At 46.3% G+C, this 24959-nt stretch carries 26 protein-coding genes; 5 read left to right on the top strand and 21 right to left on the bottom strand.

Features of this window, described 5'->3' with window-relative positions; genetic code table 11:
- Positions 1–14: 14 nt before the first annotated feature.
- The 12 genes from mraY to BUA75_RS06345 all read right to left on the bottom strand — a co-directional run bounded on the left by mraY (position 15) and on the right by BUA75_RS06345 (position 13348).
- On the bottom strand, positions 15–992 hold the full coding sequence (mraY, locus tag BUA75_RS06400) for a phospho-N-acetylmuramoyl-pentapeptide-transferase (protein ID WP_072873769.1): 978 nt from the start codon (positions 990–992) through the stop codon (positions 15–17).
- A 7-nt stretch (positions 993–999) separates the two neighbouring features.
- A complete protein-coding gene (locus tag BUA75_RS06395) occupies positions 1000–2496 on the bottom strand; it encodes a UDP-N-acetylmuramoyl-L-alanyl-D-glutamate--2,6-diaminopimelate ligase (RefSeq protein WP_072873768.1) in 1497 nt (498 codons plus the stop codon).
- 50 nt (positions 2497–2546) lie between these two features.
- Complete coding sequence (locus BUA75_RS06390) at positions 2547–4511, bottom strand: stage V sporulation protein D (protein WP_207549719.1); 1965 nt, start codon at positions 4509–4511, stop codon at positions 2547–2549.
- A 163-nt stretch (positions 4512–4674) separates the two neighbouring features.
- Positions 4675–5049, bottom strand: a complete 375-nt coding sequence (locus BUA75_RS06385; protein WP_072873767.1) for a septum formation initiator family protein — start codon at positions 5047–5049, stop codon at positions 4675–4677.
- Positions 5015–5983: a 16S rRNA (cytosine(1402)-N(4))-methyltransferase RsmH gene (gene rsmH, locus BUA75_RS06380; RefSeq protein ID WP_072873766.1), complete on the bottom strand. Its 969-nt coding sequence runs from the start codon at positions 5981–5983 to the stop codon at positions 5015–5017. Before rsmH ends, BUA75_RS06385 begins: the two co-directional genes overlap by 35 nt.
- Positions 5984–6037: 54 nt before the next feature.
- A complete protein-coding gene (gene mraZ / locus BUA75_RS06375) occupies positions 6038–6469 on the bottom strand; it encodes a division/cell wall cluster transcriptional repressor MraZ (RefSeq protein ID WP_072873765.1) in 432 nt (143 codons plus the stop codon).
- Positions 6470–6657: 188 nt separating this feature from the next.
- Positions 6658–8394 (bottom strand): bacillithiol biosynthesis cysteine-adding enzyme BshC, encoded by a 1737-nt coding sequence (gene bshC, locus BUA75_RS06370; RefSeq protein ID WP_165611961.1) that lies wholly within the window; start codon positions 8392–8394, stop codon positions 6658–6660.
- A 135-nt stretch (positions 8395–8529) separates the two neighbouring features.
- Positions 8530–10056 carry an acyl-CoA carboxylase subunit beta gene (locus BUA75_RS06365; protein WP_072873764.1) on the bottom strand — a complete coding sequence of 509 codons (1527 nt, stop codon included), beginning with the start codon at positions 10054–10056 and terminating at the stop codon, positions 8530–8532.
- 15 nt (positions 10057–10071) lie between these two features.
- Positions 10072–10851, bottom strand: a complete 780-nt coding sequence (locus BUA75_RS06360; RefSeq protein WP_072873763.1) for an enoyl-CoA hydratase-related protein — start codon at positions 10849–10851, stop codon at positions 10072–10074.
- On the bottom strand, positions 10848–11771 hold the full coding sequence (locus tag BUA75_RS06355) for a hydroxymethylglutaryl-CoA lyase (RefSeq protein WP_072873762.1): 924 nt from the start codon (positions 11769–11771) through the stop codon (positions 10848–10850). Before BUA75_RS06355 ends, BUA75_RS06360 begins: the two co-directional genes overlap by 4 nt.
- 6 nt (positions 11772–11777) lie before the next feature.
- Positions 11778–11990, bottom strand: coding sequence for an acetyl-CoA carboxylase biotin carboxyl carrier protein subunit (locus tag BUA75_RS06350; RefSeq protein WP_072873761.1), 213 nt, complete (start codon positions 11988–11990; stop codon positions 11778–11780).
- Positions 11991–12001: 11 nt separating this feature from the next.
- Positions 12002–13348: an acetyl-CoA carboxylase biotin carboxylase subunit gene (locus tag BUA75_RS06345; protein ID WP_129583540.1), complete on the bottom strand. Its 1347-nt coding sequence runs from the start codon at positions 13346–13348 to the stop codon at positions 12002–12004.
- A gap of 193 nt (positions 13349–13541) precedes the next feature.
- Here BUA75_RS06345 and ymfI point away from each other — a divergent pair, with 193 nt between their 5' ends.
- Both ymfI and BUA75_RS06335 read left to right on the top strand, forming a co-directional pair.
- Positions 13542–14315 carry an elongation factor P 5-aminopentanone reductase gene (gene ymfI / locus BUA75_RS06340; RefSeq protein ID WP_072873760.1) on the top strand — a complete coding sequence of 258 codons (774 nt, stop codon included), beginning with the start codon at positions 13542–13544 and terminating at the stop codon, positions 14313–14315.
- A gap of 32 nt (positions 14316–14347) precedes the next feature.
- Complete coding sequence (locus BUA75_RS06335) at positions 14348–14884, top strand: hypothetical protein (protein WP_072873759.1); 537 nt, start codon at positions 14348–14350, stop codon at positions 14882–14884.
- Between the two features lie 31 nt (positions 14885–14915).
- On the opposite strand, the gene BUA75_RS06330 is transcribed toward BUA75_RS06335, so the two are convergent.
- From BUA75_RS06330 to clpP, 8 genes are all read right to left on the bottom strand, one after another.
- The gene (locus tag BUA75_RS06330; protein ID WP_242650255.1) at positions 14916–16235 is read right to left on the bottom strand and encodes a Ger(x)C family spore germination protein; all 1320 of its coding nucleotides are present in this window, start codon (positions 16233–16235) and stop codon (positions 14916–14918) included.
- Between the two features lie 92 nt (positions 16236–16327).
- Entirely contained in the window at positions 16328–16978 is a 651-nt protein-coding gene (locus BUA75_RS06325; RefSeq protein ID WP_238413479.1) for an RsfA family transcriptional regulator, read from the bottom strand.
- 139 nt (positions 16979–17117) lie between these two features.
- Positions 17118–17354, bottom strand: a complete 237-nt coding sequence (locus tag BUA75_RS06320) for a hypothetical protein (protein ID WP_072873757.1) — start codon at positions 17352–17354, stop codon at positions 17118–17120.
- A gap of 72 nt (positions 17355–17426) precedes the next feature.
- A complete protein-coding gene (thiI, locus tag BUA75_RS06315; RefSeq protein WP_072873756.1) occupies positions 17427–18608 on the bottom strand; it encodes a tRNA uracil 4-sulfurtransferase ThiI in 1182 nt (393 codons plus the stop codon).
- Positions 18605–19759, bottom strand: coding sequence for a cysteine desulfurase family protein (locus BUA75_RS06310; protein WP_072873755.1), 1155 nt, complete (start codon positions 19757–19759; stop codon positions 18605–18607). The genes thiI and BUA75_RS06310 overlap by 4 nt, the downstream gene beginning before the upstream one ends.
- Before the next feature lie 143 nt (positions 19760–19902).
- A complete protein-coding gene (gap, locus tag BUA75_RS06305) occupies positions 19903–20988 on the bottom strand; it encodes a type I glyceraldehyde-3-phosphate dehydrogenase (RefSeq protein ID WP_072873754.1) in 1086 nt (361 codons plus the stop codon).
- Between the two features lie 110 nt (positions 20989–21098).
- Positions 21099–22145 (bottom strand): SAM-dependent methyltransferase, encoded by a 1047-nt coding sequence (locus tag BUA75_RS06300; protein WP_072873753.1) that lies wholly within the window; start codon positions 22143–22145, stop codon positions 21099–21101.
- Positions 22142–22723 carry an ATP-dependent Clp endopeptidase proteolytic subunit ClpP gene (clpP, locus tag BUA75_RS06295; protein WP_072873752.1) on the bottom strand — a complete coding sequence of 194 codons (582 nt, stop codon included), beginning with the start codon at positions 22721–22723 and terminating at the stop codon, positions 22142–22144. Before clpP ends, BUA75_RS06300 begins: the two co-directional genes overlap by 4 nt.
- A gap of 239 nt (positions 22724–22962) precedes the next feature.
- Between clpP and BUA75_RS06290 the strand changes: the two genes are divergently transcribed.
- A complete protein-coding gene (locus BUA75_RS06290; RefSeq protein ID WP_072873751.1) occupies positions 22963–23337 on the top strand; it encodes a YgaP family membrane protein in 375 nt (124 codons plus the stop codon).
- 216 nt (positions 23338–23553) lie between these two features.
- Here the strand turns inward: BUA75_RS06290 and BUA75_RS06285 are convergent, their stop codons facing one another.
- Positions 23554–23736 carry a hypothetical protein gene (locus BUA75_RS06285; protein WP_072873750.1) on the bottom strand — a complete coding sequence of 61 codons (183 nt, stop codon included), beginning with the start codon at positions 23734–23736 and terminating at the stop codon, positions 23554–23556.
- Positions 23737–23994: 258 nt separating this feature from the next.
- On the opposite strand from BUA75_RS06285, the gene BUA75_RS06280 reads away from it, so the two are divergent.
- Positions 23995–24477 (top strand): IDEAL domain-containing protein, encoded by a 483-nt coding sequence (locus BUA75_RS06280; protein WP_072873749.1) that lies wholly within the window; start codon positions 23995–23997, stop codon positions 24475–24477.
- Positions 24478–24677: 200 nt separating this feature from the next.
- A complete protein-coding gene (locus BUA75_RS06275; protein WP_203114404.1) occupies positions 24678–24950 on the top strand; it encodes an SAV0927 family protein in 273 nt (90 codons plus the stop codon).
- The last annotated feature ends 9 nt before the right edge of the window (positions 24951–24959 follow it).

Here is a 24959-nt window from a genome sequence, read left to right as displayed (position 1 = left end):
TTCATATCTCGCATTTAAGACAGATGTGCATAAAGAGCAAGTGTTCCAAAAGCTGTAAGAAAAGTAGCCAACCAAAAAGAGAGCACAACTTCCCACTCTGACCAGCCACTTAACTCAAAATGATGGTGCAATGGACTCATCCGAAAAATTCGTCGTCCGAATAACTTAAAAGAAGCAACCTGCAAAATGACAGACAACGTTTCCGCAACAAACACTAAACCAAACAGTACAAGTCCCAGTTCTGTATGTGTCAACACACCTACCATCGCCAATGCGCCGCCAATAGCTAAACTGCCTGTATCGCCCATGAACACTTTCGCCGGATGGCGGTTATGAACCAGAAAACCGGCAAGTGCGCCTACCATTGCAGCGCAGAAAATAGCTATATTGTATTCTGTGTGCCACATGGCAAAGACTGCATAAGCCATAAAAACAATCGCCGCACATCCTGCCAAAAGACCATCTAAACCATCCGTCAGATTGACTGCGTTGGATGTACCCACTAAAACAAAAAACAAAAAGAGAACATAGAAGACGCCCAGACTAATAGCAATGGAAGTAAACGGAATAGAAACCTGAAAATCATCAAATGAATGTCCGCGCACATACCACATGGCTGCAAATATCACCAAGGTAGCCAGCGTCTGCCAGAAGAGTTTCTGCTTGGCGCGCAAACCGAGATTTCGTTTTTTCACTACTTTAATAAAATCGTCAGCAAAACCTATGAGTCCAAAAGTCACTGTTGCAAAAAGAAGAATCAGCGTATCGATATTAGTCACAGCAAAACGCAATGTGGTCAAGAGAACGGCAACAATAATCAAAATGCCACCCATGGTAGGGGTTCCTGATTTTTTTTGATGATGTTTAGGACCTTCATCGCGAATGCTCTGGCCGAACTTCAGGCGATGCAAAAGCGGGATACAAATGGGTCCGAGCAAAGCTGCTATGGCAAATGCCGCGAGTGCTGTCAAGAGAAGCGCCTGATAGTCCATGCCGAGTTCACTCCCTCGTTTCTAATAGGCGTTGGATAGCCTCTCGCGCAACTTCGCGATCGTCAAAATGGATTTTTTTACGGCCGAGAATTTGGTAGTCTTCATGTCCTTTACCAGCAATTAAGATGACATCGCCCGCTTCTGCCATAGCCACCGCGCGTTCAATTGCCGTCCGTCGATCGACCACGCGTTCATAAGACTGACGCTCTTCTTTTGGAATCCCCCGCTCCATATCATCAAGAATGCTTTCTGGGTCTTCCGTTCGCGGATTGTCGCTGGTCAAGATGGTGTAATCGCCTTTTTGTACCGCGATGCCAGCCATCAAAGGGCGTTTTGTACGATCGCGATCACCCCCACAACCCACAACGGTAATGATTCTTTTCTGGGCGAACTCTTGAATGGTAGAAAGTGCATTTTCTAAAGAGTCTGGGGTATGAGCGTAATCTACTAAAACGGTAAACGGCTGCCCAGCTACTACAGGTTCTAACCGGCCAGGAACTCCCGCAACGGAAGAAAGCGCTTGGGCTGCTTCTTCTAGTGACACGCCTTCCACACAAGCAACAGTAAGCGCGGCGAGTGCGTTGTAAACATTAAAACGTCCCGTGATGGAAAGAACGACTTCGGAATGGCCAAAGATGGATGATTCGACACGAAAGCGTGCCCCTTCCGGCAATATACGCAGATGAGTGGCGCGAATGTCGGCATTTTTCTCAATACCGTATGTAATGACTTCTTGCACTGTATCTCGAGCGTATATCTCACTGGAGGCATCGTCAGCGTTTAATATAGCGTAAGCAGATTGCAAACGGGATGAAGAGAAAGTGTTTCCTAAGCGTGAGAACAATTTGCCTTTGGCTGCCCGATAAGCCTCCATCGTCTGATGATAATCAAGATGATCTTGCGTGAGATTGGTAAATACAGCCATGTGATAGGGAATCCCAGCCACGCGCCCTTCTTCAAGAGCGTGCGAAGAAACTTCCATAATGGCATAGCGACAATCTGCCGCGGCCATATCAAAGAGAATTTTTTGCAAACTGACGGCATCCGGGGTAGTGTTGCTGGTCTCCAGTTGCTGATGGCCAATGCGAATACCAATGGTTCCAATAACGCCAACTTTCCAACCAACAGTTTCCAAAATGCGAGCAATCAGTTGCGTAGTGGTTGTTTTCCCGTTGGTTCCTGTTACCCCAATCACAGAAATTCGCTCTCCGGGATGATTGTATACCAAGGTCGCCAAAATCGCGCTATACCGTCTTGTATCCGGAACAACAATTTGTGGAACGGTTAATTCACCTTGAACTTCCTCAACCAAAACGGCTGCCGCACCACGTTGTATCGCTTGTTCAATAAATTGGTGACCATCTACAGTAAAGCCGCGAATAGCAACAAACAAATCACCCGGTTGTACGCTTCGGGAATCTGCCATGACTCTTAGAATGTCTGGATTCCCTTCGCCAATGATTTGCACATTCACAAGCGGCTGTATCAATTCCAGCAATTTCATGCTAGAGCCTCCTCCAAAGTGCCTCAGTAAAAGCAAACACTTCTCTCATTTTATCCTGTTTTGTCAATGGCGCCAGCAGGAGGTGTATCTCCCAGTATCAGACGCACTGTCGAACCTTCAGCCACCGAAGTACCGCCAGCTGGAGCTTGCGCTACAATATATTGACCTTGACCATTGACTTGTGTACGAATTTGCGCCGTACTCTGCAAAGCTAAATCCCGCGCCTGCTTCATGGTTAATCCCACAAAGTTAGGCAACGTGACTGTGAGCGGATCGCCCCAACGTATCTTTTTGGCCAGACCTTGGTTACTCTTAGGAACACCAAGTTCAGCTAAACTATCCGCTAAAATTCTGCCTACAATAGGGGCCGCAATGACACCACCAAAAACAGGTTGATTTTTCGGACGAGGGTAATCAATCGCAATATAGGCTACAAGCACCGGGTTATTGGCTGGGGCCATTCCAATAAAGGAGACAATATAGTGTCCTGATTCGTAACGTCCATTTTTGGCCACCTGCGCTGTGCCTGTTTTACCCGCTACCCGATAACCTTGAATATAGGCGCCTCCGCCCGATCCGTTGGCTACGACACTTTCCAGAGCACTGCGGACCTCAGCCGCGACTGACGGTGAGATGACTTGACGCACAACAGTAGGTTCAGTCGATTCAATGACCTGCCCTGTGACAGGATTGATAATACTCTGTACAACATAAGGTTTCATCAGCTTACCGCCATTGGCTACGGCTGAAAGAGCCATCACCTGCTGAATGGGGGTCACAGATACGCCTTGACCAAAGGCGGTGGTAGCTAACTCCAACGGCCCAACCTTTTTCAGATTAAAAAGAATGCCTGTACCTTCTCCCGGCAAATCAATGCCTGTTTTTTGACCAAAACCAAATTTCTTAATATAGGAGAACAATGTGTTTTTTCCAAGTTTTTCTCCCAATGCAATAAAGCCAGGATTACAAGAATTTTCCACAACATTCAAATAGCTTTGCGAACCATGCCCTCCCGCTTTCCAACATCGAATGCGATGGCCTGCTACTTCATAGTAGCCAGGATCGTAAAAACGATCATTTAAATTGACTTTGTTTTCCTGCAAGGCAGCGGAGAGGGTTACAACCTTAAACGTACTGCCTGGTTCAAACGTCTGCCATATAGCCAAGTTGTGATTGTATGTGGAAGGAGGATAGTTACGCCAATCTGCTGGATTAAATGTGGGATAATTGGCCATAGCCAAGATAGCTCCCGTTTTAGGGTTGGCAACAATAGCCGTAACGTGATCAGGATTATATTCTGCAACTGCCCGCTCTATCTCCCGTTGAACGAACTCCTGTATCGACTTGTTTATGGTTAATTCAACATCGTCTCCATTCACGGGAGACAAAAAGTCATCTCCCTCTCCTGGCATACGCTCTCCTTTATTGTTTGCGTAGTAAAGGATGGCTCCCGGCTTTCCAGCCAGCACGCTGTCATACTCTTTTTCCACACCCGTCAGCCCTTGTCCGTCTCCGCCGGTAATCCCAAGCACAGAAGCAGCCAAATCTCCATAAGGATAGACTCTGCGGCCCTCTTCCGTTAAATATATGCCAGCCAAATGTAAAGAACGGATTTTTTCTGCTACTTGTTCACTCAGACGACGCCCGCCGGGATTTAAATAGGTAGATAATTGCCGACGCTGTAATTTTTTCAGTATGACATTCTCAGGCATCTGTAAGATAGGTGCTAACGCTTTGGCCGTCGCCACCTTATCCTTGATTTGTGATGGAATAGCAAGAATAGAAAGCGCCGTTGCAGTATAGGCAAGTGGCTGACCGCTGCTATCGAGAATACTCCCCCGCACGCCCTGCACAGGAATATTACGACTCCAAAGCTGCTTGGCTTTCCCGCTCAACCACGGCGACTGTACAGTTTGAATATAAAAAACCCGACCTATCAGCCCGGCTATGGCTGCTAACAGACACATCAACAAAATAACCAGTCTGCGCCGGATAAGGCGTGGTGTCACTCGCATTTGGCTTCCATCCCCCCAGCCTGTCTTATCGCAATGATTCTATGCGGACAGGTTGGGGAATATCTCTCACAAACATAAAACCCAGAAAATTCGTCAGGCTTTAAAAATTTTCCAGGTTTTTTACACTGTTAAAATGAGGAGGAAAGTTTAAATTGAGCCAATATTAGCCTTGAGAAGAATTCGCAGAAATTTGAATTGGATTAGCATGTACCATATGCAACTTATTGAGGGCAGTGCTGAGGATACGCGATGGCCGTTCCAAACTGTCCACTTCAGCATTGAGCGAGGCGTTTTCGGCTGCCATTTGACTAATTTCCGTTTGCAGTTGCACATTGCTGTATGTCTGGCTGTATGCGGCTGCCCCTCGATTAGCAAGAAACCACATAGCGCCTACGGCAACGGCTGCACAAAGCGCCATATTGGCCATGTTGCCAATCGCCTCCCGCCAAGGCGCACGAGTTTTAGAAATTGGTTTTGCTTCGCTCTGTCTTGAACGTGAGTGTTCAACTGGTACTGCCATCTGTCGAACTGCTGACATTCTGTAACCTCCTCAACACTCTCAATTTTGCTGATCTCGCTCTTGGATTTCTCAGTAGCTCTTCATCCGACGGAACAAGCGCCTTACGCGTTACCACTTCGGCTTGCGCTTGTCGTCCGCATTGACAAATAGGGAAATCAGGAGGACAGATACACCCCTGCGACATTTTTTGGAAAAATTGTTTGACCATTCGATCTTCTAGAGAATGAAAGGTAATAACCGCTAAACGTCCATCTACTTTCAATAATTGAAACGCCGCCTCTAATCCTTCCTGCAGAGCCTGCAACTCATCGTTGAGAGCAATACGGATGGCTTGAAATGTTCGCTTGGCTGGATGTCCTCCTGTTCTTCTTGCTGCAGCAGGAATCGCTTCACGAACAAGTTCGGCAAGCTGAAGGGTGCTTTGCAATTGGTTAGCTGCTAATGCTTCCACCATTTTTTTAGCAATCCGCCTTGCATAACGCTCTTCCCCGTACTCAAACAGAATTTGAGCAATTTGGCGCTCATCGAGGCGTTGCAGAAACTGCAGAGCTGTTTCTTTCTGGGAGCGATCCATACGCATGTCAAGCGGCGCATCATTTCGATAACTAAATCCTCTCTCCGCATCATCAAATTGTGGCGAAGAAACACCGAGATCGAACAAAATTCCGTCGACCGGATAGAAATTCAGACGCTCGGCAACAGTGTGCAATTGGCGAAAATTACTGTGAATAAGTTGCAATCTGTGTAAATCATTGGCCAATCTTATTTTCGCAGCATTCAATGCGCTCTCATCTTGGTCTAGTCCAAGCACTTGACCATCCGGCTGGGTAAGTTGCAGAAGCCGCTCCGTGTGACCACCGCCGCCCACCGTACAGTCAATATAGCGACCGCCTGCACGAGGATGGAGTGCTCCCACTGTTTCTTCCAGTAGAACGGTTTCGTGAACAAACATGCGCGTACCCTCTTTTCCTGTCTACAAACGAAAAAGGAAAGCAGCTTCTCTTCTTTAGAAGTCGAGATCTACAAGCTTCTCCGCAAGTTCTGCGAATTCTCCCGAAGCATTTGTAGAGTAGTCTGCCCAGCGTTTCTGACTCCAAATCTCCAACCGATTAGAAACTCCAAGCACTACGCAATCTTTTTCCAAATTCGCATGTTCCCGAAGCACGGAAGGCACAAGCACACGTCCCTGCTTGTCCAATTCACATTCACTAGCTCCTGAAAAAAACAGGCGGACAAAAGAACGTGCATCCGCTCTAGTCATGGGAAGCGATTTTAATTTGGACTCCAAGACATTCCATTCGGACATGGGATAGACAAAAATGCATCCATCCAATCCTCGAGTCATGACGAATTGCTCTCCAAGTGGGTCGCGAAATTTACCAGGAATGGTGAGACGGCCTTTGTCATCCAAAGCATGCTGAAATTCACCCATGAACATTCAGCATCACACCCCGCCATCTCGCCCCACTTTTACCCACTTTCCACCACTATAATAGTGCTTTTCTGTTTTCTTTTTCAATCTCCTGCTGACTGAACAAAAAATCAAAAAAAAATATGGCCCAATGGCCATAGAAAATCATTTGCTCAAAAATTAAATTTGCTTTGCAACATAGACTCTGTCCAGGATTATATCTCAATATGATATAAAGGCGACTCATCCTCATACTGCCCCCAGGCAGGAAGTTGCTTTAACAATTCTTTCCCGTACATGGACCAAAGATTCATTAGAGATAAGCGACGTTCCTGCAACTGTCCATCAGGATATAACCAATTCCTGGCCAAACGCCGATGACGTATTTCAATTTCGCCCTGCAATTCGATGAGCCGAGATATTTTCAATTCCAAACGATGCAATTCCGCTTCCTGACGCACAGCCGACCTTTGCAATAGCGTAGGCAACTGCGGACCTAACAGAGGCAACTGTTCCTCTAGACGCAACAATTGCTGACTCCACTCCACCTGCATTTTCGCTATCTGTTCACGCGCTAGAAGTAATCCATTGGATAAGAGATAGTTCCTCTCTAGCTGGTCGATCTCGTTGCGCTCTTGCCAAGTGATTCCCCACGCTTCCAACAAGGATGCAACGGACTGCGGAACCATTTGCATTCGCTGACGCAACAACAGGGGAGGCAATTTCTTCCCAAAAGCATGAAATACGCCGCGCGCCAACGGGTAGTAAGCTATTTCCGAAGGTCCGCCAAGATAGACAAGAGTGGGAAGCAATTCATCTTGAATGAGCGGTCTCAATAATACGTTAGAACTGAAGGCGTTGGGATTGTGGGTGACTAAAACGCGCAAATCATCGAGAGAAAATTCGCGGTTCAAGCCACGTGATCGGAATAAATCGCGATCGACACGCTCTAATACGTAGCGTTTGCCATCTTCGACCCAAAATACATTGCTGTTGCTTTTGTCCTCCATTACCTCAGGTGTAAAACCACGACTGCGAATCTCGTCATAGCAACGATTCAGTTCATGACGTATTTCTTCACTGGCTTCCAGCGCTTTCGAGAAGGCGTTCGCTACCAGAGCACGCAATCTTGGAAGACAAGGATCAAGCAAGACTAAGCCACGCTCACCTAGCAAGTGGGCCATAATTCGCGCAAACCAATGAGACAAACTGTCTCCAGGATGCCAAAACGAGCGAATCTCTTCAATCATCCGCCATTTATACTCAGCCTTCGGCAAAAGTTGCTGCAAACTGTCTAAAGCACTTTCCACTGCAGATACTTCAAGAGGCGTATGATAAACCATGCTGTGCAAATCCGGACGCATAGCCAGTGAAACGCGCTTTGTTCGTCCTTCCTCGGTAAGAATATAAGCATGATTGACTTCATCCCAATCGTGATCTTCCGAAGCCACCCAAAACACGGGGACGACAGGCTGTTGCAAGTCCTGCGATAATTGTTCGGCTACGCCAATGGCTGTCAAAGCCTTGGCCAACGCATAGATTGGTCCTGTAAAAAGTCCGGCTTGCTGACCAGTGACGACGGCTACTGTACGAACGTCAGCTAATCGACGGGCATTATCCACACTAGCCTCAGGAGCGCCCAGTTGGCGCAAATGTTCTACCAATGCAGACGCCAACTCCTGTCTGTGCGCTGCAGAAAATTGCTCGGTTAATTGTTTCGATCGTTGTTGATAGGTTTGTAAATCTCGTGGATTCTGACCATCGTATAAATCAGCAACTTCATGAAAAGATTGTAAAAAGGTATCCGTCAAGCGGTTACCTGTTGCACTGCGATGAAGCTGACACTCCAAGACAAACCGCTCCTTTTCATAGACAACGCGGACAACGCGCAAGCAGAACTTGACCCTTACTCCACTCCAAACATCTAAGGAAACTAAGATAAACCAACTCAAACGTATTCATCATACCGATTTTATGCACTGAAGTAAAATAAGCAAGATGCATAAAGAAATCCCCGCGCCACTTTAAATGGGGCAACGCGGGGAAAGAATTCCTGCATTTCATAAGCAACTTCCCTAACTCATGGATTATACCGGATAAACCGCGTGTTTCTTGATGGGTCGATCCCGATGTTTGGAACGATAGACTGCCAGGCGGGACACCAACTCGTCACGCAAATGATTGGGCTCAACAATATCATCCACAATCATCTCCGAGGCCAATTTGAAAATATCAATATCAGAACGGTACTCTTCCCTCTTTTGTTCGACAAAAGCAGCACGTTCTGTTTCTGGAAGTTCGGCAATTTTATTGCTGTAGACTGCATTGACTGCTGCTTCAGGTCCCATAACTGCTATTTGCGCAGTAGGTAACGCGAGACAAACATCCGGCTCAAAAGCGGGTCCTGCCATGGCGTACAAACCAGCACCATAAGCCTTGCGTACGACAACGCTTAGCTTAGGAACCGTCGCTTCTGACATAGCAGCAATCAACTTTGCGCCGTGACGAATAATCCCAGCCCGTTCCACCTTCGTACCAATCATAAATCCAGGGACGTCTGCCAGGAAAATGAGCGGAATTGAAAAGGCGTCACAAAGTGAAATGAAACGAGCCGCTTTGTCAGCAGAATCGACAAAAAGAACCCCGCCTTTCACCCGCGGTTGGTTGGCAACAATACCAACAGGATGTCCATCCAAACGTGCCAATCCGGTAATGATTTCTTGTGCAAACAGCGCTTTGATTTCAAGCCAGCTATCTTTATCAATTACTCTGCGAATTAAATCATGCATATTGAAGGGAGCATTTTGGTTTTGAGGCAGAATGTCAGCCAGCGTTTTTTCAAACGCTTCCGCTTCTTGTCCCTCCATAACAGGCAGTGCTTTGGACATATGCGATGGCATATAACTTAGATATTGACGGGCAAAAGCCAATGCTTCCTGTTCTGTTTTGACCAATACATCACCGCAGCCACTGACACTGCAATGCATCCGTGCTCCGCCCATCTCTTCCAGAGTTACTTTTTCACCAATGACCATTTCCGCCATGCGTGGTGAGCCAAGATACATACTGGCGTTGCCTTCCACCATCACCACTATGTCACAAAAAGCAGGAATATAGGCCCCGCCAGCGGCTGATGGCCCAAAGAGCAAACAAATTTGCGGAATCTGGCCAGAAAGTCGCACTTGATTGTGGAAAATGCGTCCAGCTCCGCGCCGCCCTGGAAACATCTCAACCTGATCGGTAATCCGTGCACCAGCAGAATCCACAAGATAGATGAGGGGGATTTGCATGGTTTCCGCTGTCTCCTGGATACGCAAGATTTTCTCAACCGTACGCGAGCCCCAGCTTCCTGCTTTCACAGTGCTATCATTGGCCATAAACGCAACTGGTCGACCATCAATTTTTCCAACGCCAGTAATGACTCCATCTGCTGGCAAATCTTCAGACAAAGCATTGGCAAACAAACCATCTTCCAATAAAAAATCGCCATCCAACAACAAGCGCAATCTTTCGCGCACAAACAACTTGCCTGTGGATGCGTTTTTCTCATGATATTTGCGCTCGCCACCGCTCATAATCCGTTCTTTTTCCTGCTGCAAACGATTATCCTCCATATGAAGTGCACCTCTTTACTGTCCTGTATATTGGGGTGGACGTTTTTCTGCAAAAGCAGCTAAACCCTCCAGCCTATCCTGGCTGCCAAGCACTCGCTCGTAAGCTTGCCACTCAAGATGCAACCCCTCTGCAAGCGATTTATCTATACCTTCCTCTATCGCCCATTTTGCTGATTGTACGGCAATCGGACCATTTTTAGCGATTTCTTTCGCCAATTGGAGTGTTTGAGTCCAAAGTTCATTAACCTTGACCACTTGGTTGACCAATCCTAAACGATACGCCTCTTGCGCGTCTATTCGACGAGCTGTAAAAATCAGCTCTTTAGCTTTTGCCAAGCCAATCAGTCGTGGTAAACGTTGTGTGCCACCTGCACCAGGTACAATTGCCAAGCCTGTTTCTGTCAGACCCATTTGCACATGTTCTGCAGCTACTCGCAAATCGGCTGCCAAAGCGATTTCCAATCCACCACCAAAGGCTACACCATTCAGCATAGCGATTGTCGGCATCGGCAGTTGAGCCACAGCCTGGGTGACCCGACCAATCCGTTTCACAGCTGCACGCACCTGTTGAATATCCATTCCCTTGCGTTCCTTTAAATCTGCCCCTGCACAAAATGCTTTTTGTCCCGATCCGGTCAACACAACAACGCGAGCCTGACTGCTTGCTAATTCTTCCAATACTTGCAGGAGAGCATCGCATAAATCTTGAGAAAGCGCATTAGCGGCTTCCTCGCGATGCAGCGTAACTACCACTACATCATCTTCCTGTCGCACTTGAACCCATTCGTTGTTCATTGTGGCTCACTCTCCCCTTCTGCCCATGTCATAGCATGGGCGACTTGACTATCATGACTAAAAAGCGTTTTTTGCAAACGTTGCGAGAGCCAGCGAGCAGCATCGCGAAGTTTATCCAGATGAGTATTGGTTGTAACGCCCATACTTTCAAACAGATAGCGCAAGTCTTCCGTTGACACATTGCCAGACGCTCCTGGCGCATAAGGACATCCACCCATACCACCAATCGAGCCATCAAAAATTCGCACCCCTGCTTGGTAGCCTGCATAGGCATTAGCTACAGCAGTCCCCCGTGTATCATGAAAATGCAGGGCAATTCTTTCTAGCGGAATTCCTTGTTTCTCCATTTCAGCAAGTAGAGCCTCAACTTGAGTTGGCACAGCTACGCCAATTGTGTCACCTATCGACAATTCATCAATGCCCATCTCAAAAAGGCGCATACTCACTTCTATCACTTCTGTTATGGCTACCTCCCCTTCGTAAGGACAGCCAAAAGCTGTAGAAACATAACCACGCACAGACTTCTTAGCTGCTTTAGCCGCTGTCACAACCGGGGCTAGCACAGGATAGGTGTCAACACGGGTTTTGTTGATGTTTTTCAAATTATGCGTCTCACTGGCTGACATAAAAACGGCTACAGCATCGACTTGGCAGGCAAGCGCCCGCTCCAGCCCTTTTTCATTCGGAACAAGCGCACTCAGTTCTACTCCAGGTCTGCGTTGAACTTGACGAAAGACTTCCTCTGCATCAGCTAACTGTGGAATCCAGCGAGGTGAAACAAACGAACTCACTTCAATACGGGTAAGACCCGCATCCATTAACTGTTCCACCAAAAACACCTTATCTTCACTGCTTAAAAGGACCGATTCATTTTGTAATCCATCACGCGGGCCAACTTCAAACAGGGTTACGCCAGCCATCAGACATCACTCCAAGACCAAGAGCACATCATCTTCATTGACAAACGTGCCCACCTCAACGCGCAATTCTTTCACAACGCCAGAAAATTCACTGGCAATGGGTACCTCCATCTTCATAGATTCAAGAACAACCACGTCATCACCAGCATTAACCTGATCACCAACAGATACGAGTAATTGAAAAACTGTACCTGCCATATTCGAACGAACCTCTGCCATAAATATCCCCCTTATGAGTTCAAACTCAAACCAGTCAAAAAGCTTGTATCGGTTAGACCTTGCAAAAATCGCTCATCTTTTGCAATAGCTTGCAATTGCGGAAGATTTGACTTAATCCCGGTAATCTGACAAGTATTAAGTGCTTTTTGCAAAAGCTGAATAGCTTCAGCGCGCGTTGAAGCCGTCACCACCAATTTGCCGATGAGAGGATCGTAAAATGGCGTAATGGTATCCCCCGACTGAAAGCCAAAATCAAGCCGCACGCCTTCCATCCCTTCTGGCAGATCAAGAACTTGCAATTTTCCTGGCGACGGGAATCCACGCACTGGATCTTCAGCATAAACACGTGCTTCGATACTGTGACCGTGGAAATGGACGTCCTGCTGTTGAAAGGTCAGCGACTCTCCTGAAGCAACCCGCAACTGCCACTCCACTAGGTCCAATCCAGTAATCTGTTCGGTCACAGGATGCTCAACTTGGAGTCGCGTATTCATCTCCAGAAAATAATAATTTCCTGATTCATCAGCCAAAAATTCAAAAGTACCCACACCTTCATAACCAAGAGAAAGAGCCGCTTGAACAGCCTTACTCCCCATTTCCTGCCGTAAAGCAGCACTTAATAACGGTGACGGAGCTTCTTCTACCACTTTTTGATGACGACGCTGAATGGAACATTCGCGATCACCCAAATGGACCCCATTGCCCTGCCTGTCTAGAAGAACTTGAATTTCGACATGGTGTGGTTTTTCAATATATTTCTCTAAAAATAAATCTCCATTGCCAAAGTAGGAAGCAGCGCGAGCCTGGCTGCCCGCAAACGCTTTCTTTAACTCTTCAGCATCGCGAATGATTTGCATACCGATTCCACCACCGCCACTCGAAGCTTTGAGCATGACTGGATACCCTATCCGCTCTGCAGCTTCAATGGCCTCTTCTAAACTCGCAAGCGCATTTTCCGTTCCCGGTACAATTGGCAGACCAGTAGCACTCATTCTTCGGCGCGCCTCGACTTTACTGCCCATTGCAGCAATCGCCGCCTCTGGAGGTCCAACAAAAATGAGACCTTGCTGGCGAACTCGCTTGGCAAAATCCGCATGTTCACTTAATAAACCATACCCCGGATGAATTGCATCGGCACCTGTTTGTTGAGCAGCTTCTAAAATAGCATCGATTTTTAGATAACTCTCTGCTACAGGGGGTGGACCAATTCTTACTCGCTCATCGGCCTCCTTGACAAACAAAGCGCTTTCATCCGCATCAGAATAAACTGCTACAGTTGAAATTCCCATACGTTTGCAGGTACGGATAATGCGTCGGGCAATTTCACCACGGTTGGCGATTAGCAGTTTCGTAATCACAGACCTTCCTCCTCGCTTCGCGGGCTGCTGATATTCCTCTGCAAAAGACTTAGCTCCTCACTTCAATTTTCTACCCGCAACACCAACACCGAGACTAGGTTAACAGGTCAAGCGCGCTATTGCAAAGGTTCAGTGACAACTGTCCTTGATTCGCATAAACTGGTAAGGTAGGACGCGGTTTGGGAGGATATTCATGAAAAAAGCAGAGAGCCTCTCATGCAAAGAAAGATTTTTGCATGAACAGGTAGCGATTGTCTCTGGAGCATCGGGCGGCATCGGCGGCACCATCGCCGTAACATTGGCTTGCCAGGGAGCTCATGTCATTCTGCAATACTATGCCAACAAAAATGCGGCTGAGCAGGTGGCTTTAAGATGTAGAGAACATGGAGTAGAGGCAATTACTTTTCAAGCTGATTTGAGACAAGAAGATGACGCCAATCGTTTCATTGAAAAAGCCGCCGAACTAGGCAGACCTGCTATTCTAGTCAATAACGCCGGCATATCTATGTCACAGTTGCTGATCGATACTCCTATGGAGTCGTACAGAAATCTTATGGATACTAATTTCACCAGCGCTTTTCTTTGTACTCGCGCCGTTTTACCGTATATGCTTTCGTCAGCATACGGCCGTATCGTAAATATAGCCTCTGTTTTTGGCATCACAGGCGCGGCTATGGAAAGTATATATTCCGCAAGCAAAGGCGCCCTCATTACTTTCAGCAAAGCATTAGCCAGAGAAGTCGCAGGCAGCGGTATAACGGTCAATTGTGTTGCACCAGGCGCCATTGAGACCCGCATGTTGGAAAATCTGGATACAGAAGATCGTTCGCAACTGATAGCCGAGATTCCCATGGGGCGAATTGGGCGAACAGAAGATGTGGCTCATGCCTGCCTCTACCTGGTTCATCCCAAATCGGATTATGTGACAGGGCAAGTCTTGACACCAAGTGGGGGATGGATGATTTAAGCGTATTTCTTTTTCCAGGAGGAGGGTTACCCTTGGCCAAGGCCAAAACAAAACAAAAAGGTAGGTTGTCGCCTGGCGTTTCCCAGAGGTTACGCAAAGAAGCGGCACACTACCATTTGACATCCGAACAGTTCATACGTCTCTGCCTGCGTCTATCAGAACTCATGCGCCAGGGTCTTGGCAATCAAACAGTGGATTTGTCTACTCTCATGCCATTTTTGGACTCGCCATTACTTAGCATGATGATGCGTCCATTGCTCCAGTCTTTTCTTGAGAACGACTCTAGCACCGAAAATGACCCATCTACTCCAGAGAAAAACTCTGAACATCCATGGACACAGCAAAATCCGCAATCTGGCGCCCCCGGTGCAACAAATGGACAGCCCTATAGCCAACGTCCTTTGCCACCTATGTATTCACCAGAAGCTCATCTGTACCCATATCCCTTTCCTGAAATGCCACAGCCCGGCGGATGGCCGCATCCTCAGCCAACCCAACCTTTTCCTCTCCAACAGCCACAACAGCATCCCCACCCACTGGCAGGACAAACAGGACTCTTTTTTCCATAATTCGCATACCATCGCTTGACAATAGAATGACTTATCTATTTTCCACAGGCTCCATTTGAATGCCAAATCGTCGTACATGCAATTGACTGTCCACTTGAATACGCGCATGGCGAAGATTTTTTTCCCATGGATACTGATTAAACGCCTGATCCGTCAAAAATTGCGGCCGAATGTATCGTGAAACAGGGATACAGTCACTACCATCCCGAATGAGAAGCCGTTCCAAAAGACTTTGACATTCCGTATCCAATTGTTTATCCAAAAAACTTTCCATGTGTCTTTGACCGCTATAGCTTAAATAATTCCGTCCACTTTGGATGTTGATGACATCTGCATCCATGGGCAAGGAAACGCGAATGAAAACCGGATTCCCTAGCTTGATATGATAGCTTGGCGGACGTTCAGTATGCAAAGTGATACCGATATCCTGAAATTTTCCCGATTTATCTGTAAAGTCAAATTTCGCGTTGCGCAACCCACCATGCAGTAACTGATAGAGAATCGCTTGGCGAGCGTCCAGAAAATCCACCACTTTGTCACCGCGAAATACTGCTGCTCCAGCAAAATCTACTGGATTTCCACCGGTACGAGCAATTTCTCCAGCCGCAAAACTCATTTTTTTCTTACCTAAAGGCGGAGTTAATTTTTCTTGACTCTTATTGGTCCCTGAAAATGAATCTTTTTCTCCCCCGTTCGATTCCTGGGAAGAGGAAGCATCGGATTTCTCTGTAATTTTGTTCACCCCGTAGAGCGGGGTGAGTATATCTTCATGTGGAGATTGAATAGCGCTGCTCAAATCATGTAGATATGTGACGGGAAATAACCCTGTACGTCGACCGACACCAGCCACACTATCGCCAATACGTCCTGCCGACTGTTCGAGCATGGGTTTAAAGTTTTGAATGACATCGCGGGCAGTTGACTTGCTAACAACAACAGTTACCGTTTGTCGAAATTCTCGAAATCGTAAAAGGGGCTGCAGATAAGGTAAAATCCCATCTTGAGCCAGCGTTTTGCCAAAAATAATGGTGCCAAGATGAGAAAACGTAGCATTTCTTTCGAGAGAAGTATTGGCAATTAACATCGCTTCATTGACAGAACGAGCTCTTATCGTAATAGGTCCATTGGAGCGGTCGTCTTCTTGACCTGGTCCGCTAGCGCTGCTAGGGTTTTTAGGAACTGCCACGCGAAAAGTGCAGTCCACCATTCCATCTGGAGCTTTATCGAGACCCAATGTAGTGATAAATGCTTGTTGTTCTAGCTCTTGTCTATCATAGCAACCAGACATGCTCAAAGAAGCTGCGCACATCCAAAAAACTGCCAAGCCGCGCTTGATCTTATTTTTCCACACATGGCTCACCATCCTGCTTCTTAGGGTGGCAAGTTTGTGCAATCCATATACAAAAAAACCAAGTAAGAGATTACCCCTTACTTGGCCTTTTTTTATTCCGCTTGTTCTAAATCTGGGTTGGCCAGCAATCGTTCCAAATTGCCGTTCTCATCTATTCGATATAGAAAACCATCCGCGGAAAGTGGACTGTCTTCATTTTTGAGTGTCGCCTTTCTAGCACGATCGACAATCTGCACCAACACTCGATAGTCATCGGAGATACTGTCGAATTCCTGACGCAAAGAACGATGTTCCTCGTTTAATCGGCGATGTTCTTTTTCTAATTCCAAGAAACGTTGTTTCCACTCATTGCACTGACGCTCAGCAGATCGCCAACGAGATGCCCATTCAGCAGCAGTATTCTTCTCCTGGCGCAAAAAACGCAATACCTGAGCCCAACTCATCAACGTGGCAGTTGGATGATCGACATCACCACCCTCCAATTGAGCTTGCACACGTTCTGCCTTTCGATCTTTACGTTCTTCCTTGGCAATTTCAATAATATTTTTTTGTTGTTTGCGTACACACGCATTCCAGCGAAAACCACAGGCTGCAGCCGTTCTGCCAAGCTTCCTGCTGGCTTCGTTAAACCCCGCCAACTGAGTGCTACCTTCTCGGATATGACGCAAAACAATTTCTGCTAGTAACGCATCGTCTTCTGAAGTCCATGCGTCCTGACGCATGGTTCGTATCGTTTGTCGCATTGGAAACCCCCCGCGAATGCCTGCCATCTCTCTGAATTTGAGACGCGGCTACATCTAAGTCATCCTAATCTCTTTATGTCCAGATTCTGAAGACTTTAAACGGAGAGTCGATAGTGAAAAGAAAAGATCTCCAAAAAAATTATGGCTTTTTTTCTTGACCCGTTTTTCTCCAACCATAACGTTTCCAAAGAATCGGATCGCCCGCTTTAACAACACGCCATTGAAATCGGTTCCTGATCCCCAAACGACTTTTGATATAACCGCTTATCTTTCTTTCTGCCACAGGCAGGACTAAACGGACAAAAATGGGCGTAACCCACCTGCTTGTCCGCTTCCAAAACCGATAGGTCTTACGTGCTCTCTTCCATATTCCCACGGTTATTCACCTCAAACGTCGGACAGTTGAATCCTGTACCTCAACGTTTAATGTGCATCAAACTTGCCTGTTTTAATCGATAGAACATATGGAACGTTTCTCTGTCGTAGCAAGCGCGTCTTTGAGCAAATCTTCTATGGAAAGATGAGCTTCGGCACGTTGTATTTCAAAAAGACTGGGACGAGTTTTGGGATTTTTGGGCGCAAAGAGCGTACAACAATCATCATAAGGAAGAATCGAGGTTTCATACGTTCCAATCTTTCGCGCCTCATCAATGATTTGTACTTTATCCATCATGATCAACGGTCTAAATATAGGCATGTGCAACACTTCATCTTGCGCGTAAAGTGCTTCGAGAGTCTGTGAAGCTACTTGCCCAAGTGAATCGCCACTCACCAACGCTAAACATTGTTCCTCACGACAGACGGCTTCGGCCAACCGCAACATCATGCGTCGTAAAAGTATTGTATGTAACATGGACGGACATTCACGGCGAATGGCAGCCTGTATTTCCGTTACAGACAGAGTATAGAGCGTAGTCTCTGCACCAAAAGCAGCTAATTTACCAGCAAGCGTCCATACTTTCTGCATGGCACGCTCACTTGTAAACGGTTGACTATGAAAGTGGATGGGCAATATCTCAAGTCCACGTTTTAAAGCATACCAGCCAGCCAGCGGACTATCGATACCGCCGGATAAAAGCAATCCTGCTCGTCCGCTCATCCCTGTTGGCAATCCACCCAGTCCTGGAATTGAATGGTGATATAAAAAGGCTTCGTTTTCCCGCAATTCTACATGAAACTCTATATCTGGATGATGCACATCCACTTGAAGTCGAGAGTTGGCTCTGAGCATTTCGCCGCCAATCTGGCGGGCTAACTCTTGACTTTGCACTGGGAATTGTTTATTAGCTCTTTTAACTTCGACTTTAAAAGTCGTAAAACGATCCCCAGACAATTCCTCAATCGCATACTCCCGACTTGCTTGCAAAATGGTTTGATATTGCAATGGTACGGAGATGGCTCTAGCCATCCCCACAATACCAAACACTTTATGAAGTTCTCTTTCGATCTTCGGCAAATCTTGTCTGGAACAACGCACCACCATTCTTCCAGAAAGTCGACTCACTCGCACATTGGCGAATTCAAATAATTGAGTTTGAATTCTTTGCTGTAAAAGTCGCTCAAATTGACTGCGATTATTGCCTTTGTTGGCAATCTCTCCATAACGGATCAGCAACACAACCTCATTCATCGGGGTCCTCCTGCCATTTTTTTTACCCAAGAAGTATGTTCCATGACAATACGAACGAGATCATCCACAGAAAACTCATCTTCTGGCGAGAAGGAAAAACGAATAGCCCCGGCCATTTCAGCTTTGGTCCACCCCATAGCACGTAATACCTGACTGCCTTTTTGAGTGTCTCGCGAAGAACAAGCACTGCTCGTAGAAACAAACAATCCATCCCGTTCAAAGGCATGCACAAGAGCTTCAGCAGGCAGCCCAGGCATTGACGCCATTAAAATATAGGGCGACTTATGTTTTGGCAGAGCTATTTTCCATCCTGCAACTGCTAATGATTCTGCAAGTTGCTGATGCATCTGCCAAGCACGTTTCATACAGTCTTCCCGTGCCAGGCGTTTAGCACGTTTAGCTGCGGCACCAAGCGAAACAATCCCCGGCACATTTTCTGTACCCGAACGCAACCCCTGCTGTTGACCTCCACCCAACACCATAGGGCGAAGCAAACGCTTCCTCGTTACCCACAATCCACCAATTCCTTTAAAAGCTCCTATTTTATGTCCCGATATGGTGAGCAGATGGGCTTGAAACGATTGAAAATGATTATCTGGCAACTTGCCAAAGGATTGGCTTGCGTCCACATGTAAAGTAATTTTCTCCCTCGACCGAATGGCTTCTGCCATCTCAGCCACTGGCAACATTGCTCCTGTTTCGTTATTGACATGCATAAGAGTAACCAGCCTCGTCTGCGGTGTCAGTGCCGCAAGCAACGAATCGATCTCCACATCTCCGTCGGCATTCGGGGGCACAAATGTAATCTGCCATCCAGCCGCTTCTAATTGCCGCAGCGGCTGGATCACAGAGGGATGTTCTATAGCCGTACTGACAATGTGCCCTCCCTTTTCCTGCCATGATTGAACCGTACCAAAAATAGCAAGATTATTGGATTCTGTCCCATTCCCAGTAAAAATCCAATCCCCGGCTGACCAACCCAGCAACTGGCTAACTTCTTTTTTCGATCCGTTAAGTAACTCTTCAGCCTCTAAGCCATATCGATGCAAACTCGAAGGGTTCCCAAATTTATCTAAAGATGTAATGACCGCATCTAATACATCTTTGGCAACTGGCGTAGTGGCCGCTTTGTCCAAATAGAATGTCGACAAAGATGATAACCTCCGTCAAGGTCCTTAGTTTCGCTTCTAAAATTAAGAAGCCAAGCGCAGAAAGGACATGCATTGAAGCATGCCCTTCTATTGTACCATTCCCTGCGATTCTATCCTTGACGCGCAACCTTTCGACCCAGCCATCAAGATAAGACTGGCAACACCTCTGCACCCCTTAAAAAACCATCCCCCCGCCGTACACGCTCGACCTCGGCGCGGGAAGCCCCTCCCATAAACAGAGCCGTTTCAACCATCCGGCAGGCGTATGCCCACTCGTTATCATACCAGGCTAATACCTTGACCATATTACCCGCCAAAATTTTTGTCATTTCTGCATCAACTATAGATGATCGGCTGTCTCCATTAAAATCAATGGAAACCAGCGGATCTTCTGTATAGCCAAGAATACCTCGCAGCGAACCGAGTGACGATTCCTCAAGCACACGATGCACATCATTCTCTGTCACTGCCGAATCGAGCGTAGCAACGAGATCAACCAAAGAAACATTGGGAACTGGTACGCGCACGGAAATTCCATCCATTCGCCCCTGCAGTTCTGGCAGAATCAAACCTATAGCTTTGGCAGCACCTGTTGTTGTTGGAATTAAGGATTCATGACTTGCGCGAGCACGACGCAAATCTTTATGAGGATTATCTAAATTGTTTTGATCGTTCGTTACAGCGTGAATGGTTGTTAAGAGACCGTGGCGAATGCCAAACGCATCATGCAGAACTTTGGCAAGTGGTCCTAGAGCATTGGTTGTGCAAGAAGCACCCGATACAACGCGATGACGGTCAGGGTGATACATATGCTCATTGACTCCAAGAACCAGTGTCATGTCCGCTCCTGGCGTCCCTTTAGCAGGAGCTGTAATCAATACGCGGCGCGCTCCTTGTTCAATATGTTGTACCGCGCCTGCGTAGTGGCGAAAAGCGCCTGTAGCCTCAATGACTATATCTATCCCTAAATCTCCCCAAGGAAGGTCTTGAATCGATCTCGTTGAAAAAATCTGTGTTTTTTTGCCGGCTACTGTCCATCCATCTTCTTGAACTTGAAGCGGTTGCTTCCATGTTCCGTGTACAGAATCGTATTTTAGCAAATGGGCCAAATCTTCCGAATCAGCCGTGCCGTTGACAGCCACCACATGAAATGCTTCGGTTTCCATTGCGCGACGATACACCATTCGCCCAATTCTGCCGAAACCATTGATAGCAACCCGCAAAGTCATGGTTGAAACGCTCCTTTACGCATCAAATTGAGCCCTCAACCTTATTATATATCATATCTCGCTCCTTTTGTGACATATTAAATAGATGATCCATAAAAATTGTGACACGTTTATGTGTATTTTTTTATGGGTTCAATCGTCATCACACTGAATCGTTCGCCCATATCTCCTGGCCAAAGTAATCGCTTAGCTTCATTTCGCATCTGATAAGCACTGAATTCCGACAAATTTTTTTGCTGCATTTCAATAATTTCTAATAATCCGCCCTCTAGAAGAAATTCTGCCTGTGTCTGCATGCGACTGGCAAAACCCAATCTGCGTACCAAATGATTGACATAATCCCAATGAACATCTGCTGTCCAATCTCCCTGGAAAGATGAATCCTTGCTTATATCTACTAATTGATGCTGACGATAGCCGCGCAACGTACCTTCAGGATAAGCACCAGAAGCCCAATCCCTAGAAGTGATACCGTAGTCAAAAAGAAGACAGCGTCCTTGATGCGCCAAGTGACACATTTGCGCAAGCAATGTACACAATTCCGGGCAAAATTCCCCGTAAGCGCCTACCGGGATAGGGAGCCAACGTTCACAAAGTATAGCGAGCCAACCAGGCGCTTTTCGCCAGTCAATATCGACAGCTGGTTGTTCATTGGACAAATTCACATAAGCCCTGTACCATCCATCTGAACTTTTCTTGACTCTCTCAACTGGTAAAGCATCCAGTACTTCATTAGCCAATACCAATGTTGATCGATTTTTTAATACTTCAAAGGGAGTAGAAAATGAAATATAGACATTTCCCCTGCCTTGCAGAGGACGAAGGCGTTCTTCCTGGTGTTGGCGTAAACGTGGCGAAGGTTCAACGCATTGATAGTAAAGAGGAATGTGCTGCAGGCGCTCTGCCCAGTTGGATATGAGGTAATAAGCTAAATATCCCTCGCCGGGACCAAATTCAACGATTTGAAAATCTTTTAACTTTTCTTCAGTTACCCATTGTTCGCAAAAACGGAAAATCACTTCGGCAAACAACACGGAGTGGCTGGCGGTAAAAAAATCCGCCGCCACTCCACCAATTTTGGCATAATGACGATAATATCCGTTAGACCAGCCCAAAAGTTGATGACGCATCCAGGCCGCATAGGACACTTGACTCATTTACGCACAACCACTTCGTCAATCAATCCGTATGCTTTAGCTTCTTCAGCACTTAAAAAATTGTCCCTATCTGTATCTTTCTCAATAACAGACAGAGGTTGACCAGTCCGTTCGGCCAAAATTTGATTGAGACGCTGTCTTGTTTTAAGAATATGTTCTGCGTGAATTTTGATATCCGAAGCTTGACCACGGGCTCCGCCCAGCGGTTGGTGAATCATCACCTCAGAATTGGGCAGGGCGTATCGTTTGCCTTTTGCACCTGCTGCCAAAAGAACTGCACCCATACTGGCCGCCATCCCCACACACATAGTGGAGACGTCCGGTTTAATATGCTGCATGGTATCAAATATAGCTAGTCCAGCCGTCACAGAACCACCTGGGCTGTTAATGTACATATGAATGTCTTTTTCCGGATCGTCCGCCGCTAAAAAGAGCAGTTGAGCGACAATGGAATTAGCAACATCCGCATCAATGGGGCTTCCGAGCAATATAATACGGTCTTTTAGCAGCCGAGAATAGATATCGTAACTTCGCTCACCCCGACTGGTCTGTTCAATGACGTATGGAATTAGGCTCATGACTCGAACCTCCTTAGGTCCTCACTGAATTTTAGCTTCGACTTTTTTCTTGCTCGGCATTCAGTATGACAGGAAAATTGTTTTTCGTCAAGGTCAGTCAAAGTCAAAAAATCTTTAAACGATGACATGACTATTAGCTATCCAAATCAATCCAATTTTTCAAAACGCTTTATTGATAGATCGTCCACAAAAAGAGCACATTACAAAAGGACAAAATTCAATTGTGTGGAGGGACGACTATGCAGCAGAATCTATCCATACCCAGCCGTTACTCGCGTATGGTGGCTGGAATCATTACTCTGGCCGCAGCATCTGGTGGACGCAAAAGAGGAATGATGAGTACTGTAGCAGCTTCGATTGGGGCAATGAAGGTTGCGGAAGGCGTGCTGGGCTGGTGCCCTTTGATGCACGTTGCCGATCGCTTGTTTCAAGAGCCGTCTCAGTCAGCCAATGCTCAAGCTACAACCTCCAGCCAAGCACAAAATACCGATAAAGGCAACCAACAACATCAAGAAACAAAACAAAATCGCGATCGCACTCAATATCAAAATGCTTCTCATTCTCGGGAAGACCATCAACATCAAGGAACATATAGTGAAACTTGGCTTTCCTAAACTGAATGAGGATTTTGAGGAACATTGACCTGAAAAATCTCCTCCAACCTGATGACCAAAAGTTGGAGGTTTTTTCACGTTCCACAATAGATTATGATTGCCAACTGATATCAAACAAAAGAGCGGGTTAGTTCGAGAGTCATTCGGTTAGACTCTTCGAATACCCGCTCAGTTTTCCAGGAAGGAAATCGTGGTACTGCCATTGCAAAGACAGCCTTAAAAGGTTGCGCCTTCTTCGCGAAATCGGACACCGTATTTACCACGCTTCGTTTGATAAACTTGAACTTCGCCGGGCCGCTTTGTACCACGAATGCGCTCATCGGCTTCTACCCACATCACTGCGCAATACGCTTCAAACTTTGAATCGTAAAGCCCAGCAAAATAGACCCAGTCCCTCACGGCCTCTCCCTCCTGCAGGTAGTATGACCGCCTTAGCGCTACTTTTCTCTGGCGATTCATGGATATGGTGGATATTCCAAACGGAATTCAGAAGAATCTGATTTCCAATTTTTCTTCTCTCTTCTTTATTCCGCGACTTTTTGTTAGAATAAAGACCACCCAATCTACATGCATACGTCGTTTGCCCAGCAATGGGATGAGTCTGAATCATACAATAAAAAAATGTCACAGCGACTTCTGTTGTAAGGAGTGATTGATATGATTCCTCAAGACGAGTTGCTCCAGCTAAAATCAAAATTGTTGCCAAACGGCGCTGAACCCGTGGTGGATATACTCAGTCAATACTTTCAACAGATAGAACCCACACAAATTATTTTACAAAATGTTCCACTCTTGATTTTAGGACGGCATGGCATGATTGCTTGGATTCCAGACAACGGAAAGCTACAAAAGTCAAGCAATCCCGATGATATTTTGAAACATCTGCAAACTTTTTTGCCAAGCAAACAGACACTCTACTTATTTGTCAATCTTCCGGAATTGCCTGTTCCTGAAGAAGTGACACAGGTTTTAAAAGAAATTTCCGAACGTCACAGAAAACGTCTAATGTTGCAAGAAAAAATTGATGCTGCACTGGATGCTCGTGACAGGCAGGCTTTTTTAAAAGCGGTTCAAGAGTTGCAATGGCTGAATGAACAGGAGAATGTGCCAAGTCACGGTCGTTTACCTGACAAATTTTAATACAGGTCATCAACTCCGTTTGCTGAGTGTTCCTAGAAGCGGGCTTGGGATACGACTTATTTCAGTAAAGAATAGTCAATGTTCAAAACTTTTCTGATTTGCCGAGGTTTCATAAGAAATTTCATGAAATCGCTCAAAGATTTCAAAGTCCTATTTTTTGAGAAACCTCATCTAGCCCGCCATAAGGAGGCTTTCACTTGGTGCAGGATGACGCTTTGATGTATGAAGAACTTGAATCCACTGAAACTCGATACGTTGGATATATAGGGGAAAAAGACCGTCTTGATTTTGTTATCACTCGCACCGCACATTTTTATGGCAAAAAATTAGTGGCTTGTCTTCAAACGCGGAGAATAGCTATTTTAGACGCAAATGAAGCTGAAGACCCTGAACTATTGGTGGAATTGTTTGATATTGACACCCATGAAGCTTATTCCCTCGCGAATTTTCTTTCCGGACGTCTTTCTGTCTAAAAAAAGATT

The organism is Alicyclobacillus tolerans, from assembly GCF_900142255.1.
In the GTDB taxonomy this organism is placed as follows: domain Bacteria; phylum Bacillota; class Bacilli; order Alicyclobacillales; family Alicyclobacillaceae; genus Alicyclobacillus_I; species Alicyclobacillus_I tolerans.
This window is presented reverse-complemented; position numbering and strand designations above follow the sequence as displayed.

Coding starts and splice junctions, on each gene's coding strand:
- mraY (WP_072873769.1), bottom strand. CDS start 992: ATGGACTATCAGGCGCTTCTCTTGACAGCACTCGCGGCATTTGCCATA.
- BUA75_RS06395 (WP_072873768.1), bottom strand. CDS start 2,496: ATGAAATTGCTGGAATTGATACAGCCGCTTGTGAATGTGCAAATCATT.
- BUA75_RS06390 (WP_207549719.1), bottom strand. CDS start 4,511: ATGCGAGTGACACCACGCCTTATCCGGCGCAGACTGGTTATTTTGTTG.
- BUA75_RS06385 (WP_072873767.1), bottom strand. CDS start 5,049: ATGTCAGCAGTTCGACAGATGGCAGTACCAGTTGAACACTCACGTTCA.
- rsmH (WP_072873766.1), bottom strand. CDS start 5,983: ATGTTTGTTCACGAAACCGTTCTACTGGAAGAAACAGTGGGAGCACTC.
- mraZ (WP_072873765.1), bottom strand. CDS start 6,469: ATGTTCATGGGTGAATTTCAGCATGCTTTGGATGACAAAGGCCGTCTC.
- BUA75_RS06365 (WP_072873764.1), bottom strand. CDS start 10,056: ATGGAGGATAATCGTTTGCAGCAGGAAAAAGAACGGATTATGAGCGGT.
- BUA75_RS06360 (WP_072873763.1), bottom strand. CDS start 10,851: ATGAACAACGAATGGGTTCAAGTGCGACAGGAAGATGATGTAGTGGTA.
- BUA75_RS06355 (WP_072873762.1), bottom strand. CDS start 11,771: ATGGCTGGCGTAACCCTGTTTGAAGTTGGCCCGCGTGATGGATTACAA.
- BUA75_RS06350 (WP_072873761.1), bottom strand. CDS start 11,990: ATGGCAGAGGTTCGTTCGAATATGGCAGGTACAGTTTTTCAATTACTC.
- ymfI (WP_072873760.1), top strand. CDS start 13,542: ATGAAAAAAGCAGAGAGCCTCTCATGCAAAGAAAGATTTTTGCATGAA.
- BUA75_RS06325 (WP_238413479.1), bottom strand. CDS start 16,978: ATGCGACAAACGATACGAACCATGCGTCAGGACGCATGGACTTCAGAA.
- thiI (WP_072873756.1), bottom strand. CDS start 18,608: ATGAATGAGGTTGTGTTGCTGATCCGTTATGGAGAGATTGCCAACAAA.
- gap (WP_072873754.1), bottom strand. CDS start 20,988: ATGACTTTGCGGGTTGCTATCAATGGTTTCGGCAGAATTGGGCGAATG.
- BUA75_RS06300 (WP_072873753.1), bottom strand. CDS start 22,145: ATGAGTCAAGTGTCCTATGCGGCCTGGATGCGTCATCAACTTTTGGGC.
- clpP (WP_072873752.1), bottom strand. CDS start 22,723: ATGAGCCTAATTCCATACGTCATTGAACAGACCAGTCGGGGTGAGCGA.
- BUA75_RS06290 (WP_072873751.1), top strand. CDS start 22,963: ATGCAGCAGAATCTATCCATACCCAGCCGTTACTCGCGTATGGTGGCT.
- BUA75_RS06280 (WP_072873749.1), top strand. CDS start 23,995: ATGATTCCTCAAGACGAGTTGCTCCAGCTAAAATCAAAATTGTTGCCA.